Below are 17,001 nucleotides of genomic sequence, written 5' to 3'. Positions count from 1 at the left end.
GAACTTATAGAGAGGAAATGGTTGGTGCAAATTTCTAGAAGCTTATAAAGAAAGCTACCTTCTAAGAGTGATGAAAACATCAACGTATGTCGGCGTTAACGATTAAAGAGCATAATGAATATTCATTATGAATGAGGATGGTACCGCGATAATAGTCGTTCCTTTTAGGAATGACTTTTTTTATTCAAAGGAGGAAAATTATGAAACAATTAACAGGAAATCAAGTGCGTCAGATGTTTTTGGATTTTTTTAAGTCTAAAGGACATATGATTGAACCAGGGGCATCATTGATTCCCCACAATGATCCTACTTTATTATGGATCAATGCTGGTGTTGCAGCATTAAAAAAATATTTTGATGGAACAGAAAAACCAGCTTGTAATCGTATTGCAAATGCACAAAAATCTATTCGTACAAATGATATTGAAAATGTAGGGAAAACTGCCAGACATCATACATTTTTTGAAATGTTAGGAAACTTCTCAATTGGAGATTATTTTAAAGAAGAAGCCATTCCTTTTGCTTGGGAGTTTTTAACAAGTCCAGAATGGATTGGGTTTGATAAAGACAAATTATATGTCAGTGTTTATACTGATGATGAAGATGCTTATCGTATCTGGACAGAAGTTTGTCATGTTGAGCCAAGTCATATTTTAAAAACATATGATAACTTCTGGGAAATTGGTGAAGGACCAGGTGGACCAGATTCTGAAATTTTCTATGATCGTGGAGAAAAATATGATCCAGAAGGATTAGGAGAAAAACTATTCTTTGATGAAATGGAAAATGATCGTTACATTGAAGTATGGAATGTTGTCTTTTCACAATATGACTGCAACCCTGCCATTGATCGTAAAGAATATAAAGAATTACCACAAAAAAATATTGATACAGGAATGGGTCTTGAAAGACTTGTCAGCATTATTCAAGAGGGAGAAACAAACTTTGATACTGATTTATTCTTACCAATTATCCATGCGACTGAAAAGCTTGCAAAGGTTCCATATCAAGATAACAAAATGGCTTATCGTGTGATTGCTGATCATATCCGTACTGTGACTTTTGCATTAAGCGATGGTGCGTTATTTGATAATGCTGGACGTGGTTATGTTTTAAGAAGAATTTTAAGACGTGCAGTACGTTATGGTAAAAAGATTGGTATTGATCATTCATTTATGTATGAACTAGTTGGTGTGGTTGCGGATATCATGAAAGATTTCTATGATTATCTACCATCAAAAGTAGACTATGTCAGTGGTTTGGTGAAAAAAGAAGAAGAAGCATTCCACAAAACATTATCTAATGGTGAAAGATTATTAAATCAGATGTTACAAAAGAGTGAGAATTATTTATTAAATGGTCAAGATGCTTTTAAATTATATGATACATATGGTTTCCCATTAGAATTAACTGTGGAAATTGCTCAAGAATCAGGCTTTGAAGTCGATGAAGAAGGATTTAAAGCAGAAATGAAAGCTCAACAGGAACGTGCCAGAAATGCACGTGGAGATATGGAATCAATGTGTTCACAAAAACCAGATTTAATGGCTTTTGATGAACCATCTGAATTTATCTATAATCCTGCACCAATTCAGGCAAAGGTCATTGCGACATTTGTTGATGGAGTCAAATGTGATGCGATTGATACAAAAGGTGAAATCATTTTAGATCAGACAACCTTCTATGCTGAAATGGGTGGTCAATGTGCTGATACAGGAACAATGAACAATGAAAGTACTGATGTTAATGTGACTTATGTTTGTAAAGCTCCACATCAACAACATTTGCATACTATTCATGTGACAAACGGAAGTGTTAAAATAGGTGATGTTCTTACACTTCATGTAGATATGAAAAAACGTGCTTTGATTACACATAATCATACAGCAACACATCTTTTACAAAAAGCGCTTAAAAATGTATTAGGAGATCATGTTTCACAGGCAGGTTCTTATGTTGATGATCAAAGATTGCGTTTTGACTTTACGCATCCTCAAAAAGTAACAGATGAAGAATTGAAACAAGTAGAAGATCAAGTCAATGAACAGATTTTTAATGGTTTAGATGTTTGTATTCAATCTATGAGTAAAGATGAAGCAATGAAATCTGGAGCAATGGCTTTATTTGATGAAAAATACGGTGATGTTGTACGTGTTGTCAGTGTCGGTGATTATTCTAAAGAATTATGTGGTGGATGCCATGTTTCTAATAGTATTGAAATTGGTATCTTTAAAATTGTTGGTGAAGAAAGCATTGGTTCTGGTGTTAGACGTATTGAAGCTGTCACATCTATTCAGGCTTACCGTGCTTTTAAAGAAAGTGAAGCTTTATTAAATCAGGTTCAAGATTTATTAAAAATTAAAAATAAGAATGAAACAATTGAAAAAGTAACACATTTTATCGAAGAAACAAATGAATTAAGAAAAGAAAGAAATCAATATTTAGATCAAATCAATGCCTTATCAGCAAAAGAACAGACAAAAAATATTGAAGATATTAATGGTATTCAATTCTTATTTGTAGAAGAAAGTAAAGATGTTGCTTCAGCAAAACAAATGACTTTTGATTTAAGAGATCAATTACAACATGGTTTTGTTGTGATGGTTAATACTTATGAAGGAAAAATCTCATATTTTGTGGCACTTACAAAATCTATGGTTAAAGATGGTTATAAGGCTGGAGATATGATAAAAACAATCAATCAAGTGACTAATGGTCGTGGTGGTGGAAAGCCAGACTTTGCTCAAGGTGGATGTCAAGACGCATCACAGATTAAGGAAGCTATTGCACAAATCAAAGCACAATTCTAAGTTTTACTAGCAATTTGCAATTATTTAGTGTAATATAGATTATATAGATGGGAGGTAGTACAAATGGGAAAAGATTTTACTCAAACACGTCTATTTAATTCAGAAGAAATTAAAAGAGAAGTTATCCATTCTCATTTAATGACAGTTGCTAATGCTTTAGATGAAAGAGGATATAATGCAGTTCATCAAATTGCTGGTTATTTGATTTCTAACGATCCTGCTTATATCTCAAGCCATAAAGGGGCACGTTCAATTATTCAACAGATTGATCGTGATGAGATTATTGAAGAACTTGTGAAGTTCTATCTGGAGTCTAAATAGTGGAAAAAATATTAGGTTTAGATTTAGGTTCAAGAACTTGTGGGATTGCGATGAGTGATGCTTTGGGAATGATTGCTCATGGTGTTGAAACTTATCGGTTTGAAGAAAATAATTATAAGAGTGCTGCCAGACATATTCAAAAAATTGTTGAAGAACATCATATTCATACAATTGTTCTTGGTTTACCTAAACATATGAATGGTGATTTAGGAGAAAGAGCACAAATTTCTATGGCTTTTAAAGAAAGACTGGAAAAGATGATGGATGTTGAAGTTGTTTTGATTGATGAAAGATTAACAACGGTGATGGCACAGAATCAACTGATTTTTGCAGATGTTTCTCGTAAAAAAAGAAAAAAAGTCATTGATAAGATGGCAGCTGTACAAATTTTACAAGGTTACTTAGATGGTCAAAGGAGATAATCATGGACGTTAATAAAATACAGGTCATTGATGATGACGGTAATGAATTAGAATTTGATGTACTTTTTACTTTTGATAGTGAAGATACTGGAAAAAAATATGTTTTATATTATGATGCAGATGATGAAGATGCACAAGTTTATTCATCTATCTATGATGATGAAGGGAACTTATATCCTATTGAAACACCTGATGAATGGGATATGATTGAAGAAGTCTTTAATAGCTTTATGGCTGAAGATGAAGAATAATAACATGGATTGGTATCACAGGGTAACTGATGTTACCCTTCTTTATTAAGGAGGAAAATATGGGATTATTTTTTAAAAAAAGAAAAGTCAAACCAATATTTGTAGGAAGTTATGGAAATGATCTAACAAGAGGAATCTATGTTTTTCATTTGGATATTGATAATGGGGAAATTTTAAAAAAGAAGTTTTATAAGTCATTAGCGAATCCTATTGCTATTTCTAAACGTGAACGTTTTATTTATGTATGTTATAAAAATAATACAGGTAGACCTACAGATGGTGGATTATGGCAATACGCATCAATGGATTTACAATTTGGTTTAGTTGCCAAATCAACAGATCATGGAAAAACATATGTCAATAGTTATGTGAATGAAGATCGTACTTATGCTTATGCTGTGGATTACTATAATAGTGAAGTTGTCGTTATTGCTATTTTAAAACAGAAACTTATTAGAGTTGTTCAAACAATTAAACATACGGGAAGTAGTATTGATCCAAAACGTCAGAGTGAAGCTCATCCATGCTTTATAGATATGACACCGGATCATAGAATGGTTGTCTGTGATTTGGGAACAGATGAGGTTGTTTTGTATGATATTGGTGAAAAAGGAAGACTTTATCGCAATGATGAACTGACTTTAAAATTAGAGGCGGGTTCTGGACCTAAGAAAATCATTTTCTCATCTGATGGACAATTTGCCTATGTTTTAAATGAATTATCAAGTCAAGTTTTTGTATATCGTTATCAGGATGGACAAATGTCTTTAGTGCAAAAAGTCATGACCTATCCAACAGATGAATATATAGGTCAAAATACAGCAACTGATATTTTAATGAATGAAAAAGGAGATTATCTTTTCGTTTCTAACAGTGGTCATGATTCTATTACAACTTTTGAAGTTGATACAACAACAGGTATGTTGAATACAGTAGATAATACCGATACAGATGAAAAACCTGTACAAATGATTCTCGTTATTGATAAATATGTTGTTGTAGCTTGCCAAAAAGGTGGAACGATTGAATCTTTTGAATTAAAACGTGGTGAATCTAAGGGCGTTTTATTTGAAACACATTTCAGTTATATGGTTGGTGAACCTGTTTGTTTGATTGAAGGAAGAGGATTATAAGAGCAGAAATGCTCTTTTTTGTTGAAATGGATAAAAAATGAGTGAAAGTTGATAATTCCTGCAAAATAACCTATAATAAATAAATGATGGAGGATGATTTATGAAGAATAAGAAATTAATAGGAATCATTGCAGGTGTTGTCATTGTTTTCATTATAGGTGTTATTATTTTTTATAATGTTGGTATTTCTTCAGTGTCATCAAAAGATGAAGATGTGATTGTGACAGTTGAACAGGGTTCAACATCTTCTTCAATTCTTGATGCATTGGATGAAGCTGGACTTGTTAAAAATAAATTATGTGGGCAAATTTTCTTGAAATTGAATCGTTATGATCATTTACAGGCAAATACATATATATTGAATAAAAATATGTCATTATCTGATATTTTTGCATTGATAGAAAACCCTGATATTGATCATATTGTTTTATCTAAATTGACAATTAAAGAAGGAACAACAATTCCGGAGGTTGCCAAAGAATTTGCACAGATTTTAAATATTTCTGATGATGAAGTGATTAAACAATGGGAAGATCAAGCATATTTAAAATCATTAATAGATGAATACTGGTTTATAGATGATAGTATTTTAAATTCAGAGATTCTTTATCCATTAGAAGGATATTTATATCCAGAAACTTACTATATTACTGAAAAAGAGCCGGATTTAAAAAGCATGACAAAATTAGCATTAGATATGATGGATGAACAATTATCCGTTTATCGTAAAGATATTGAAAAATTAGGATGGACTCCTCATCAGTTTTTAACATTTGCTTCTATTGTTGAAAGAGAATCGTTATATGATGAAGATCGTCCTATAATTGCTGGTGTTTTTATGAATCGTTTAAATCAAGATATGTTATTACAAAGTGACATTACTGTTAATTATGCATGGCAAAGAACAGGTGTTGATGTCAGTGTGGCTCATACACAAATTGATTCACGTTATAATACATATAAGTATACAGGATTACCTGTTGGACCAATCAGCACTATTTCTAAGGTGACTTTAGAGTCATGCATTCATTATAAACATCATGATTATCTCTATTTCTTTGCAAAAGAAGATGGAACTGTGATTTATAGTCGTACATATAAAGAACATAAACAAGTCGTAAAGGAGAATAAATGGTATTAATATGTTGTCATTAGAAGAATTAGAACAGGATGCTTTAAGACGTCATATTCCTGTTATGCAAAAAGAAGGCATCTTCTTTTTGATTGAACAGTTAAATAAAAAAGGAGCATCATCATGTTTAGAAATTGGTTCAGCCATTGGCTATTCAGCTATGATGATGGTCACGCATGTAGATGATTTAAAAGTAGAAACTATTGAATTGGATAACGATCGTTATTTAGAAGCTGTTTGTCATATTCGTGAGCATCATCTTGAACAAAGGATTACGATTCATCATCATGATGCTTTGACTTTTGATACACAATTATTACAACATGCTCCTTATGATTGTTTGTTTATTGATGCGGCTAAGGCTCAATATCAAAAGTTTTTTGAAAAATATGTTCCATTTGTCAAAGAGGATGGTATTATTGTTGTGGATAATTTGGACTTTCATGGGATGGTTTTTGATATTGATCATATTAAAAATAGAAATACAAGACAACTTGTTAAAAAAATCAAAAGATTTAAAGATTGGATTTTTCAACATGAGAATTATGATGTTGAATACTATGCTGTTGGAGATGGCATATGTGTTATTCAAAGAAAGGATCAAGAATGAAGTTAATATTATCATTAAATCGTAAAGAAAGACTATATGATTATGTATCTATGGGTATTGATACATTTATATTAGGGTGTGAATATTCTTTTTATGCTCCTTATTATTATTCATTAGAAGATATCAAGACAATTTGTCAACAATATCCTCAATGTCATTTTTATGTTGCGCTTAATGCTTTATATGATGAACATGATATAGAAACATTAAAAAATTATATAGATGAATTATCAAAACTTTCTATTTATGGTATTATTTTTGAAGATTTTGGTGTGTTACAAATTGTGAAAGATAAGCAATATTCATTTGATATGATGTATGCTCCGGAAACACTAAATACCAATGCGATGACATTAAATGTTTTAAAAGAACAGGGTGTAACCAGTGCGCAAATCGCACGTGTTATTCCATTAGAAGAACAATTATTAATCCAGCAACAAGTTAATATGCCTTTAATGTTGCAGGTTCATGGGGTAGAATATATTGCTGCCAGTAAAAGAGCATTATTAAGTAATTATCAAAAAGCTTCAGGACTTGAATTTGATAAAGAAAGTCAAACACGTTTAACGATTCAAGCAAGAAATTCTGATTATGCTTTTCATATTTATGAAGATCAAAAGGGTACACATATTTTTTCTTTCACACGTTTATATATGTTAGATTTATTGAATCAGATTCATCATTTTGATTATTTATATATTGAAACATTAATGATGAGCGAAGAAGAAGCTGTAGAAGTGGCTTCACTTTATAGTGATGCTTTAAAGAGTTTTGAAAATCATACATATGATCGTGATGTGAAAGCATATATGCGTTTGCTGTATCAATTAAAAACACCATTAGATCGTGGTTTTCTATTTGATCAGACAGTTTATAAATTAGAAGATGTAAGGAAGATGGATCATGAGAAAAATCAGTCAAATCATTGATGGGAAAAGAAAAATTATAAAAAAGCCAGAATTATTAGCTCCGGCTGGTAATCTTGAAAAGTTAAAAGTAGCGATTATGTATGGCGCCGATGCTGTTTTTGTAGGTGGAAAAGAGTTTTCATTACGTTCACAGGCTTCTAATTTTACTTTAGAAGATATCCGTGAAGGTGTTGAATTTGCGAAAAAATATGGAGCTCATATTCATGTCACATGCAATATTATTTTACATCAGGATAATCTAGAAGGACTGAAAAACTATTTAAAACAATTAGATGATATAGGTGTCACAGCCATTATTGTTGCTGATCCTTATATTATGAAAATAGCTAAAGACATGCATTTAAATCTTGAAGTTCATGTGTCTACACAACTTTCTACTTTGAATAGTCAAGCCATTGCATTTTATCAAAAGATGGGAATGGATCGTGTTGTTTTAGGACGAGAAGTGACTTATGAAGATTTAAAAGCAATTATGGATAAAGTGGATGTAGATATAGAATATTTTATTCATGGAGCAATGTGTATTCATTATTCTGGTAGATGTATGCTTTCTAACTATTTAAGTCGTCGTGATGCCAATCGTGGTGGTTGTTCACAATCTTGTCGCTGGTATTATGATTTATATCAGGATGGTGTTCTTGTCAATAAAGAAGATGATATGCCTTTTAGTATGTCAAGTAAAGATATGAGTCTTGTTCATCATATTGGTGAACTGATTGAATTAGGAGTTGATTCTTTTAAAATTGAAGGACGTATGAAATCGGTTCATTATATTGCGACAATTGTGTCTACTTATCGTAAATTGATTGATGCCTATTGTGAAGATCCTGATCATTTTCAACAAGATGATTTTTATGAAAAAGAATTACAAAAAGCAGCCAACCGAGCTTTATGTCATGGATTTTATTTTGATCATCCAGGTGTTGATGAGCAATTATTTAATATGCGTGATGAACATCCTACACAAGAATTTGTGATGCGTATTGTCGATTACAATCATCAAAATCATTTAGCTAAAATAGAACAAAGAAATTATTTTGAAATGGGTGATCAGATTGAAATTTTCTCTCCACATCATGATAATCTTTTCTTTACAGTTGAAAAACTTTATAATGAAGATATGGAAGAAGTCACAAAAGCAAATCATCCAATGGAAATACTCTATGTTGAAATACCTCATCGTGTATTAGCAAATGATATGGGAAGAAAGGTGAGAAAATGATGAAAAATCAAGCTGTCATTATTGGTATAGCTGGGGGAAGTGCCTCAGGGAAAACCTCAATCGCAAAACAGTTATATGATTATTTTAAAGGACATCATAAAGTGAAAATCTTAAAACAAGATGATTATTATAAAGATCAAAGTCATTTAAGTTTTGAAGAACGTGCTAAAACAAATTATGATCATCCTTTTGCATTTGATACAGATTTACTGGTAGAACATTTAAAGAAATTAAAGAAAAAAGAACGTATAGAAAAACCAACATATGATTATACTTTACATACACGTAGTTCTATAACTGAAGTCATTGAAAAAAGAGATGTGATTATTTTAGAAGGTATTTTTGTTTTGGCTGAACCTTCAATAAGAGAGTTATGTGATATTCTTGTCTATGTTGATACGGATAGTGATATCCGTTTTATCAGACGTTTAAAAAGAGATATCGAAGAAAGGGGAAGAAGTCTGCAATCTGTTTGTGAACAATATCTGACAACAGTTAGACCTATGCATGAACAGTTTATTGAACCTTCTAAAAAATATGCACATATCATTATTCCTGAGGGTGGAAGTAATCATGTGGCTGTTGATTTATTAACAACAAAAATCAAAAGTATCATTGATGAATAGAGAAAATTTAAGAGAGAATGCTAGTATTTTCAACATATTTATGTTATAGTATAGTCTGCGAGGTGGATAAATTATGGATCATGATGCAGTTTTATTAACCCAAAGTGGGGTTGAAAAACTAAAACAAGAAAAAGAACAGTTAATTAATGTCGAAAGACCAAAAGTTATTGAAGAATTGCAATTAGCACGTTCTCAAGGTGACTTATCAGAAAATGCGGATTATGATGCAGCTAGAGATAAACAGGCACATATTGAAGCAAGAATCAAAGAAATTGATCAAATGCTTTTACATGTGCAAATTATTGATGAATCACAATTAGATAGCACAGTTGCAAAACCAGGAGCAACTGTCACAATTTTAGATTTATCAGAAGCCAATGCTCAAGAAGAAACTTTTACAATCGTTGGAACATTTGAAACAGATCCATTGAATGGTAAAATTTCAAATGAATCTCCATTAGCGAAAGCTATTCTTGATCATGGTGTTAATGAAATTGTTTCAGTCGGTGTTGCTGAACCATATGAAGTTAAGATTTTAAAGATTGAATATCTTGCATAGATGATGTGAAAACATCATCTCAGACTGTTGACAAAGTGGTAGAATTTTTTATTAAATCTACCACTTCTTTTATTTTTTTATGAAAATTGATAAATTTGTATTGTTTTCCTTATATTTCCTTCTTTTTTATTGGGTGAAGGAATATTTATGAGTCCTTTCCTTTTCTTCATTCTCGCTAATTTGCCTAAATTATGGCAGCCAAAAATAATCAACGATTCCTGTTGATTTTTCTTTAGTCCTTTTAATCTTGTGAATCTTAGTCCATGCTTTTCTTTGCAATCTGCATAGACTCTTTCTATCGTCTCTTTTCTTAGTGGATAGATATCTTTCCATTCTGGTGTATATCTGTTCTCATCTGCTATTTCTCTATATTCCTCCCATACATGTCTTGTGATGACCTTCTGATGATTTTTGCTCTGTGTACATTTCTCTAAAAATGGACATCCTTCACAGTCCTTTGGATTTGATTTGTATTCCCTGTATCCTGATCTGTTTGTTGTAGTATATTTCAAATCCTTGTTATTGGGGCATATATAAATATCCAACTTTTCATCATAGACATATTCATATTTCTTGAAGTATCCTTTTTTGTCATGGGTCTTTTATATGGCATATATGCTCTGATTCCATCTTCTATGATTTCTCGACATATTGCTGGTGTCATGAATCCTGCATCTAAACTGATGTTATGTATTAAATCTCCATAGGTGTTCAACAGCTTTCTATATGCATCATGAAAAACAACACTATCGTGCTGATTGCCTGGTGCCACTGTATTATGCAGTACAAATCCGTGTCTATCACAGAATGTTAGATTTGTATATGCAAAGCATTTCTGTTTTTCTCCCTTATGAAAGCATCCGCTTTCCGGATCTGTCTTGCTTACCTTTATTGATTTTGTTCCTTTTCCTTCAATGAGTTCACCTGTTTCTTCGTCATATGCAAGTTCTATATCCTTTGTTTCCTTTATTGGCTTTTTCTCATGGGCTTTTCTATCCTTGTTGATTTCCTCCAAAAGTTCATCGTCATAGTATTTCTTTACTATTTCTACAACCTTATTTTCATGTTTTCTATTATTGGCATTGGCCTTTCGATGTGTTCCATCTCCAAATACCGTATCAAGATCCACAAAATCATATGCGATGGCTTCTTCAATAATTTTTTTGAAAATCTCATCGAAAACTTCAGAATCTCCATATCTTCTGATGTAGTTCTGTGACCATGTTGAGTAGTTTGGAACCTCATCATCAATGGACAACCCTAAAAACCATCTGTAGGCAAGGTTCACCTTTGTTTCTTCACATGTTCTTCTCATGGAATGAATACCAAATGCAAAGTTGATAAAAAGCATTTTAAAAAGTACCACCGGATCAATACTTGGTCTGCCAAAAGAACTATATAAAGGTCTAACGAGAGGATATATGAAATTCCAGTCAATAGCTTCTTCAAGCTCTCTTACCTTGTGATCCAATGGTACTAATTCATCTATAGTACTCAAAATCAAGCTGTCATTTTTTCGATTGTTTAAACATGTCATTGCCATAATATTTTACCTCCAAATATGCATTTACATTATACCATATTTTCATGATATAGTGGTAAAATAAAAAGTCGTGGAGCCTCAAAATTTGCATATTTGGAACGAAGTCATCCACGACAATAGATATAATACCATATATTTTTTTATTTGAAAACTAAAAGCTGTTGACTTTTTACTTTGTCAACAGCCTGAGATGATGTGAAAACATCATCTTTTTCAATAGGAGGTTATAACAAATGTGGATATGTCCTCGATGTGGTCGTGAATTCAAAAAAATCAATCAAAGTCATTATTGTGGTCAGGCACCAAAAACAGTGGATGAATATATTGAACTACAGCCACTAGAAACTCAAAGGCATTTAAGAAAAATGAGAAACATTTTATTAAAAAGTGTTCCTTGTTTAAAAGAACGTATTTTATGGAGTATGCCCTATTATGAAAAAGATGGTCAGTCTATTTCGTTTGCAGCTTGTCAAAAGCACATCAGTCTTTATGTAGGTGAAAAAGTGATTGAAAAGTTTGCTTCGCATTTAACAAAGTGGCAGACAAAGAAAAATGCTATCTATTTTCCTTATAACCAAACCTTACCTGATCAACTGATAGAAACTATTGCAAGATACTGTTTACAAACATCAGATTGATTGTTAATGGAGGTGATTCATTGTTATGTATAAAACAGAGTTAATTGAAGATATTACTGTAGAAAATGTGACAGAAAAAATAGATGAAAAAATAAAAGAAATGGAAAAGAAAAGTTATTGTCTTGTCACTATGTCTTTTTTAGGGACACAAAGAGCTGTACTGGTATTTAAAAAAGGACTAAAGGGAAGTTTGCTTTAAAAAATAGAAATGGATTTGTAAATGAAAAAGCTATAAATAAATCAAAAATTTATTTATAGCTTTTGACTATCTAATATTTGCAAAGCATTCAAAAAGACATTTTTACCATTCATTGTTCCATAATCACGCATAGATATATCCATGATAGGAATATTAGGTAAAGACTTCTGAATCTGCTTTCTCATATATTTTACTTGTGGAGCTAATAAAATAATATGGGCATCAGTGGCCTGATGACATATATCATGAACTCCTAAAGCCCTTATATCAATAGATATCCCTTGTTGATTCGCTTCTCTCTTGATTTTTTCAACTAATAAACTTGTAGACATAGCAGCTGCACAGCATAAAACCATATGTATCATCAATAAACCCCTCACTTTACTTGATATATTTATTATAGATGAAATAAAGAAAAAAATCTAATTGTTTTTTGTTGCTTAAAGAGAAATTTGTTATTTTTTTGAAAATAGTATATAATAAGAAAAGGAAAAAGTAGGTGGTGATCATATGCAAGAAAGTCGTCAATTTAATCGTGCTGTATTGAGTTTATGGATACTCTTTTTAATTATTGTTGTAGCTGTTAATACAATTTATGCTTTTATTCTTCCTATGAGTACATTGGAGCTTTATCTTGGTCCTTTGAATTTCTTTAATATAGCAGCAGCAACATTATTTGTTGGTGTTTTAGAAGATTCAATGGTCAATGATTTAAAGAAGAACACTGCTCTGGCATGTTTAGTACGTATTCCTTATGTTATTTTAATTGTTGTTGCAATATTTTTCTCATGTATGTTGCTATTTTAAAAAGACTTCTTATTGAAGTCTTTTTTTATGCAATCATACGACTTTTGAGTTCTTTAAAAAAACCAATGAATATAAAAATAAGTGGTTTAAAAATAAGATGTATATATTGAATATGATTAAGATGAAAGCATAAACTCATCAAAAAATAAAAGACAGCAAAGATGATACAATGTTTCATACGTTGATGTGGTAAATGGGAAGTGAGATATAATGCAGAAATGATTAAAATAAAATATGAGAATATTTGTATAATGATTTGTATGAAAAGGGTATTCATTTGCATGAAATAAGAAATAATGGAAAGAATAAATGAGATAAGTATAAAGGGAATCAGAAAGATTAAGCATGTATAAATATAGGTACGTAGTGTTTGTTTCATAGTTTCCTCCTGATATACTTTATGCAAAGGAGTTGACTTTTATGAGATATATGGAAATCTTTATTGAAAGTTTTGGAACATATCTTTTACTTGTTTTCATGATTAGATTTTTAGGAAAGAAAGAGATGAGTAAATTAAGTGTTTCAGATTTGATTGTTTTTTTGATTATTAGTGAATTAATGACAATGTCTATTGGAAATAAAGATGTTAATTTTTTACAGGCTGCATTAGCTGTTTTTGTGATTGTTATCATGGATAAGTTATTCACTGTCATCTCATTAAAAAATCCTTTTTTTAAAAAGATTGTAGAAGGACATCCTACTTTCATTATTTTTCAAGGAAAAGTGAATCAAAAGAAAATGGCATCTTTAAAATATAGTGTTGATGATCTTTGTCATCATTTAAGAGAACAGGGGATAGGTTCTATATCAGAGGTTGAATTTGCTGTTTTAGAAACTGATGGACAATTATCGGTTATTGAAACAAAGAAAAGTGAAGTGAAAGTCCCTGCGGCCATTATTAGTGATGGGGTCATTGATTATGAAATATTGAAACTGATGAATCATGATGAAGCATGGCTGATGAAACAACTGAAACAGGCAGGGATACAGGATTATCACGATGTTTTTTATTGCATTGTAGAAAAAGAACGCTTATTTATCATTAAAAAAAGGCTAGATCACTAGCCTAATAACATTCTATCATTGACAAATTCTTCTCCAATGGCTTCTTCAAATTTTTTAAGCAAATCGTTGACTGTTAATTGCTTTTTTGCTTCACCTTCCACATCATAAATGATATGACCATCATACATCATAATTAAACGATTTCCAATGTCAATAGCATCTTTCATATTGTGTGTGACCATCATAGCAGTTAAATGTTGTCTTGTGACAATTTCATTCGTTAAGGTCAAAACTTTGGTACTTGTGGCAGGGTCTAATGCAGCTGTATGTTCATCCAATAACAATAATTGAGGTTTATGGAGAGTTGCCATGAGGAGGGTTAATGCCTGACGCTGTCCTCCAGAGAGTAATCCAACTTTTGTTGTTAAACGATCTTCTAAACCTAACCCTAATGTTTTGACAGCTTCATAATATTGTTCTTTTTCTTTTTTTGTAACTCCCCAATGTAAACTACGTTTTTGTCCACGACGAGCAGCCATAGCTAAGTTTTCGATAATTTGCATATCCGCAGCCGTTCCCATCATAGGATCTTGAAAAACACGACCTATGAATTGAGCACGTTGATATTCTGGAGCTAAGGAAATATCTTGACCATTTAATGTGATGATACCACAGTCAATGGGATAAACCCCTGCAATCAAATTTAACAATGTACTTTTTCCAGCCCCATTACCACCAATGACTGTTACAAAATCTCCTTCTTTTAATTCTAAATTTAAGGATTTGATAACACATTTTTCATTAGGAGTTCCTATATGAAATGATTTAGAAACTTTTTCTAATTTAAGCATGATTTTGCAGTTCCTTTCCAGTTAATTTTTTATACATTGAAAGACGTTTTCTTTTATTGACAATGACAGGAACAGTTAAAGCTACAGCAACAATAAAAGCTGTCAACAGTTTTAAATCATCAGTATTTAATCCCATTTGTAAAACAATCGCAACAATCATACGATAAATAATAGAACCAATAATAATAGAAGTTAAACGTAATTTAAATCCAGCCTTTTTACCAAAAATAACTTCACCAATCACAATCGAAGCCAGTCCAATTACAATGGCTCCCGTTCCCATTTTTACATCTGCTACACTTTGTTGTTGTGTGACCAAAGCACCACTCATAGCAACGAGTCCATTGCTGAGCATTAAACCAAATAATTTCATAGTATCAGTATTCACACCATTGGCTCTGACCATATTTTCATTATTACCAGTTGCTCTTAAACATGAACCAAATTCTGTTCCTAAAAACCAGTAAATCCCAATCACTACAATTAAACTAAAGAAAATCCCAATACAGATTGTAATCCATTGTGAAGTGAGGGGAATAAGTTTGGCAAAATCTTTAAAAAGGGTTGATGACTGTAATAAAGGAATATTACTCTTTCCCATAATTCTAAGATTAATAGAATATAAAGCTAATTGAGTTAAGATACCAGCTAAAATGGCTGGCATTTTGCATTTTGTATGCAAAAAACCTGTTATAATTCCGGCTAAAAAACCAGATAAAGTCGCTAATAATATTGCGATAATAGGGTGGATACCTGCAATCAAAGCAACAGCACATACAGCACCACCAGTCGCAAAACTGCCATCTACTGATAAATCAGCAATATCTAGAATTCTAAATGTTAAATAGATACCAAGAGCCATGATGCCCCAAAGGATTCCTTGACCAATGGCTCCCTGTAAAGATAATAGGATAGACATCAATCTATCCTCCAATCATTGTTGCTTGAAGATCAGCAGGAACTTCAATACCTAACTGTGTAGCGACTTTTTGATTCACAAAATATTGACAGTCTTTAGCATCGACAAAAGTAACAGGTGTTTCTTGAACTTTTGATTCACCATTTAAAATTGCTAGAGCCTGTTTACCAGCATTTTGTCCAACAGTATAATAATCTAAGCTTAAAGTTGCTAGACCACCATTTTCACACATACTTTCTTCCCCAACGATAACTGGTAACTGATTTTCATTAGTGACTTGTGCTACTGTTGCCATGTTAGAAGCTAAAAGGTTATCAGTTGGAATATAAACAGCATCATATTGACCAATCATGGATTGAGCTACTTGTTGAATAGCACTTGAATCATTTGATACTGTTACAACTTTAGCTTCTAAACCTAAATCTTTAGCGGCTTCTAAGGCAATTTCACCTTGATAAATAGAATTGGCTTCATCACTACAATAGAATACTGCAATTTTTTTGGCATCAGGCACTAAAGTCTTTAATAGTTCCATTTGTTCTTTAACAGGATTTAAATCACTGGCACCAGTCACATTGGTTTCTGGTTTTTCATTAGATTTGACAACTCCTGCTGTTTCAAAATCAGTAACAGCTGCACCAACAATAGGAATATCTGTTGTTTTATTTGCCGCAGCCTGTAAAGCATCAGTTGCAATAGCATAAATTAAATCATCACCATCATTGACAAATTTTTCAGCAATCGTTTGACAATTGGATGGATCACCACTGGCATTTTGAAAATCAATGTTTTCTTCCTTAACACCAGCTTCTATTAAAGTATCCTTAAATCCCTCATAAGCCTTATCTAATGCTGGGTGTTGCGCAAACTGAATAGCACCAATTTTAACTTCCGATAAATCCTTAGGTTCACTACTATCACTGGCACAACCTGATAACAGCATCCCCATAGCTAATAATAATACAGATAGTTTTTTCATCATATCACATTCCTCTCTCTTTTTTTTATAAAACAAAAAGACCCG

Annotated in this window: 20 protein-coding genes, 1 pseudogene and 1 other annotated feature (1 of these 22 running past the window's edge); of the genes and pseudogenes, 15 read left to right on the top strand and 6 right to left on the bottom strand. The window is 31.8% G+C overall.

What is annotated here, in order from left to right:
- Window positions 1-166 (top strand) — a binding site (T-box leader); it begins 34 nt to the left of the window's first position.
- A 34-nt stretch (window positions 167-200) separates the two neighbouring features.
- From alaS to greA, 11 genes are all read left to right on the top strand, one after another.
- Window positions 201-2,810 (top strand): alanine--tRNA ligase, encoded by a 2,610-nt coding sequence (gene alaS, locus KEC48_RS06300; protein WP_211964938.1) that lies wholly within the window; start codon window positions 201-203, stop codon window positions 2,808-2,810.
- A 63-nt stretch (window positions 2,811-2,873) separates the two neighbouring features.
- The gene (locus KEC48_RS06295; RefSeq protein ID WP_087243145.1) at window positions 2,874-3,131 is read left to right on the top strand and encodes an IreB family regulatory phosphoprotein; all 258 of its coding nucleotides are present in this window, start codon (window positions 2,874-2,876) and stop codon (window positions 3,129-3,131) included.
- The gene (gene ruvX, locus KEC48_RS06290) at window positions 3,131-3,553 is read left to right on the top strand and encodes a Holliday junction resolvase RuvX (protein WP_087357704.1); all 423 of its coding nucleotides are present in this window, start codon (window positions 3,131-3,133) and stop codon (window positions 3,551-3,553) included. Before KEC48_RS06295 ends, ruvX begins: the two co-directional genes overlap by 1 nt.
- Window positions 3,554-3,555: 2 nt before the next feature.
- Window positions 3,556-3,804, top strand: coding sequence for a DUF1292 domain-containing protein (locus KEC48_RS06285; RefSeq protein WP_205089747.1), 249 nt, complete (start codon window positions 3,556-3,558; stop codon window positions 3,802-3,804).
- A gap of 59 nt (window positions 3,805-3,863) precedes the next feature.
- Window positions 3,864-4,937 carry a beta-propeller fold lactonase family protein gene (locus tag KEC48_RS06280; protein ID WP_087357706.1) on the top strand — a complete coding sequence of 358 codons (1,074 nt, stop codon included), beginning with the start codon at window positions 3,864-3,866 and terminating at the stop codon, window positions 4,935-4,937.
- 100 nt (window positions 4,938-5,037) lie between these two features.
- On the top strand, window positions 5,038-6,078 hold the full coding sequence (mltG, locus tag KEC48_RS06275) for an endolytic transglycosylase MltG (protein ID WP_211964936.1): 1,041 nt from the start codon (window positions 5,038-5,040) through the stop codon (window positions 6,076-6,078).
- Between the two features lie 4 nt (window positions 6,079-6,082).
- Window positions 6,083-6,679 carry an O-methyltransferase gene (locus KEC48_RS06270; protein ID WP_211964935.1) on the top strand — a complete coding sequence of 199 codons (597 nt, stop codon included), beginning with the start codon at window positions 6,083-6,085 and terminating at the stop codon, window positions 6,677-6,679.
- Window positions 6,676-7,608 (top strand): U32 family peptidase, encoded by a 933-nt coding sequence (locus KEC48_RS06265; RefSeq protein ID WP_087357722.1) that lies wholly within the window; start codon window positions 6,676-6,678, stop codon window positions 7,606-7,608. The genes KEC48_RS06270 and KEC48_RS06265 overlap by 4 nt, the downstream gene beginning before the upstream one ends.
- A complete protein-coding gene (locus KEC48_RS06260; protein ID WP_205089750.1) occupies window positions 7,583-8,830 on the top strand; it encodes a U32 family peptidase in 1,248 nt (415 codons plus the stop codon). Before KEC48_RS06265 ends, KEC48_RS06260 begins: the two co-directional genes overlap by 26 nt.
- Complete coding sequence (gene udk / locus KEC48_RS06255) at window positions 8,827-9,456, top strand: uridine kinase (RefSeq protein WP_211964934.1); 630 nt, start codon at window positions 8,827-8,829, stop codon at window positions 9,454-9,456. Before KEC48_RS06260 ends, udk begins: the two co-directional genes overlap by 4 nt.
- A 73-nt stretch (window positions 9,457-9,529) precedes the next feature.
- On the top strand, window positions 9,530-10,015 hold the full coding sequence (greA, locus tag KEC48_RS06250; protein WP_087357711.1) for a transcription elongation factor GreA: 486 nt from the start codon (window positions 9,530-9,532) through the stop codon (window positions 10,013-10,015).
- Between the two features lie 173 nt (window positions 10,016-10,188).
- Here the strand turns inward: greA and KEC48_RS06245 are convergent.
- Window positions 10,189-11,552 (bottom strand): annotated as a pseudogene (locus KEC48_RS06245) (IS1182 family transposase); the annotation flags it as partial.
- Between the two features lie 239 nt (window positions 11,553-11,791).
- On the opposite strand from KEC48_RS06245, the gene KEC48_RS06240 reads away from it, so the two are divergent.
- Both KEC48_RS06240 and KEC48_RS06235 read left to right on the top strand, forming a co-directional pair.
- Window positions 11,792-12,196 (top strand): DUF1801 domain-containing protein, encoded by a 405-nt coding sequence (locus KEC48_RS06240; RefSeq protein ID WP_211964933.1) that lies wholly within the window; start codon window positions 11,792-11,794, stop codon window positions 12,194-12,196.
- A gap of 25 nt (window positions 12,197-12,221) precedes the next feature.
- On the top strand, window positions 12,222-12,395 hold the full coding sequence (locus KEC48_RS06235) for a hypothetical protein (protein WP_211964932.1): 174 nt from the start codon (window positions 12,222-12,224) through the stop codon (window positions 12,393-12,395).
- A 53-nt stretch (window positions 12,396-12,448) separates the two neighbouring features.
- Here KEC48_RS06235 and KEC48_RS06230 read toward each other — a convergent pair whose 3' ends face one another.
- On the bottom strand, window positions 12,449-12,760 hold the full coding sequence (locus KEC48_RS06230) for a PTS sugar transporter subunit IIB (protein WP_211964931.1): 312 nt from the start codon (window positions 12,758-12,760) through the stop codon (window positions 12,449-12,451).
- A 145-nt stretch (window positions 12,761-12,905) separates the two neighbouring features.
- Between KEC48_RS06230 and KEC48_RS06225 the strand changes: the two genes are divergently transcribed.
- Window positions 12,906-13,202 (top strand): hypothetical protein, encoded by a 297-nt coding sequence (locus KEC48_RS06225; RefSeq protein WP_205090139.1) that lies wholly within the window; start codon window positions 12,906-12,908, stop codon window positions 13,200-13,202.
- A 25-nt stretch (window positions 13,203-13,227) separates the two neighbouring features.
- On the opposite strand, the gene KEC48_RS06220 is transcribed toward KEC48_RS06225, so the two are convergent.
- Window positions 13,228-13,581, bottom strand: coding sequence for a hypothetical protein (locus KEC48_RS06220; RefSeq protein ID WP_211964929.1), 354 nt, complete (start codon window positions 13,579-13,581; stop codon window positions 13,228-13,230).
- Between the two features lie 41 nt (window positions 13,582-13,622).
- Between KEC48_RS06220 and KEC48_RS06215 the strand changes: the two genes are divergently transcribed.
- Complete coding sequence (locus tag KEC48_RS06215) at window positions 13,623-14,267, top strand: DUF421 domain-containing protein (RefSeq protein WP_211964927.1); 645 nt, start codon at window positions 13,623-13,625, stop codon at window positions 14,265-14,267.
- Here the strand turns inward: KEC48_RS06215 and KEC48_RS06210 are convergent.
- Genes KEC48_RS06210 through KEC48_RS06200 form a run of 3 tightly spaced genes read right to left on the bottom strand, consistent with a single transcriptional unit; the run spans window position 14,264 to window position 16,959 of the window.
- The gene (locus KEC48_RS06210; RefSeq protein WP_211964925.1) at window positions 14,264-15,058 is read right to left on the bottom strand and encodes an ATP-binding cassette domain-containing protein; all 795 of its coding nucleotides are present in this window, start codon (window positions 15,056-15,058) and stop codon (window positions 14,264-14,266) included. The two genes, KEC48_RS06215 and KEC48_RS06210, sit on opposite strands and share 4 nt — an antisense overlap.
- Window positions 15,051-15,977 carry an ABC transporter permease gene (locus tag KEC48_RS06205; RefSeq protein ID WP_211964923.1) on the bottom strand — a complete coding sequence of 309 codons (927 nt, stop codon included), beginning with the start codon at window positions 15,975-15,977 and terminating at the stop codon, window positions 15,051-15,053. The genes KEC48_RS06210 and KEC48_RS06205 overlap by 8 nt, the downstream gene beginning before the upstream one ends.
- Before the next feature lie 4 nt (window positions 15,978-15,981).
- Window positions 15,982-16,959: an ABC transporter substrate-binding protein gene (locus tag KEC48_RS06200; RefSeq protein ID WP_241146625.1), complete on the bottom strand. Its 978-nt coding sequence runs from the start codon at window positions 16,957-16,959 to the stop codon at window positions 15,982-15,984.
- Window positions 16,960-17,001 lie beyond the last annotated feature (42 nt).

It is taken from the genome of Clostridium sp. C1, from assembly GCF_018223625.1.
Taxonomy (GTDB): domain Bacteria; phylum Bacillota_I; class Bacilli_A; order Erysipelotrichales; family Coprobacillaceae; genus Allocoprobacillus.
This window is presented reverse-complemented; position numbering and strand designations above follow the sequence as displayed.

Excerpts from the sequence above, each read along its gene's own strand:
- KEC48_RS06200 (WP_241146625.1), bottom strand. The coding sequence starts at position 16,959 with ATGATGAAAAAACTATCTGTATTATTATTAGCTATGGGGATGCTGTTA.
- KEC48_RS06235 (WP_211964932.1), top strand. The coding sequence starts at position 12,222 with ATGTATAAAACAGAGTTAATTGAAGATATTACTGTAGAAAATGTGACA.
- KEC48_RS06210 (WP_211964925.1), bottom strand. The coding sequence starts at position 15,058 with ATGCTTAAATTAGAAAAAGTTTCTAAATCATTTCATATAGGAACTCCT.
- KEC48_RS06225 (WP_205090139.1), top strand. The coding sequence starts at position 12,906 with ATGCAAGAAAGTCGTCAATTTAATCGTGCTGTATTGAGTTTATGGATA.
- KEC48_RS06230 (WP_211964931.1), bottom strand. The coding sequence starts at position 12,760 with ATGATACATATGGTTTTATGCTGTGCAGCTGCTATGTCTACAAGTTTA.
- KEC48_RS06295 (WP_087243145.1), top strand. The coding sequence starts at position 2,874 with ATGGGAAAAGATTTTACTCAAACACGTCTATTTAATTCAGAAGAAATT.
- KEC48_RS06220 (WP_211964929.1), bottom strand. The coding sequence starts at position 13,581 with ATGAAACAAACACTACGTACCTATATTTATACATGCTTAATCTTTCTG.
- KEC48_RS06260 (WP_205089750.1), top strand. The coding sequence starts at position 7,583 with ATGAGAAAAATCAGTCAAATCATTGATGGGAAAAGAAAAATTATAAAA.
- udk (WP_211964934.1), top strand. The coding sequence starts at position 8,827 with ATGATGAAAAATCAAGCTGTCATTATTGGTATAGCTGGGGGAAGTGCC.
- greA (WP_087357711.1), top strand. The coding sequence starts at position 9,530 with ATGGATCATGATGCAGTTTTATTAACCCAAAGTGGGGTTGAAAAACTA.
- KEC48_RS06205 (WP_211964923.1), bottom strand. The coding sequence starts at position 15,977 with ATGTCTATCCTATTATCTTTACAGGGAGCCATTGGTCAAGGAATCCTT.
- KEC48_RS06215 (WP_211964927.1), top strand. The coding sequence starts at position 13,623 with ATGAGATATATGGAAATCTTTATTGAAAGTTTTGGAACATATCTTTTA.
- alaS (WP_211964938.1), top strand. The coding sequence starts at position 201 with ATGAAACAATTAACAGGAAATCAAGTGCGTCAGATGTTTTTGGATTTT.
- KEC48_RS06265 (WP_087357722.1), top strand. The coding sequence starts at position 6,676 with ATGAAGTTAATATTATCATTAAATCGTAAAGAAAGACTATATGATTAT.
- KEC48_RS06280 (WP_087357706.1), top strand. The coding sequence starts at position 3,864 with ATGGGATTATTTTTTAAAAAAAGAAAAGTCAAACCAATATTTGTAGGA.
- mltG (WP_211964936.1), top strand. The coding sequence starts at position 5,038 with ATGAAGAATAAGAAATTAATAGGAATCATTGCAGGTGTTGTCATTGTT.
- KEC48_RS06240 (WP_211964933.1), top strand. The coding sequence starts at position 11,792 with ATGTGGATATGTCCTCGATGTGGTCGTGAATTCAAAAAAATCAATCAA.
- KEC48_RS06285 (WP_205089747.1), top strand. The coding sequence starts at position 3,556 with ATGGACGTTAATAAAATACAGGTCATTGATGATGACGGTAATGAATTA.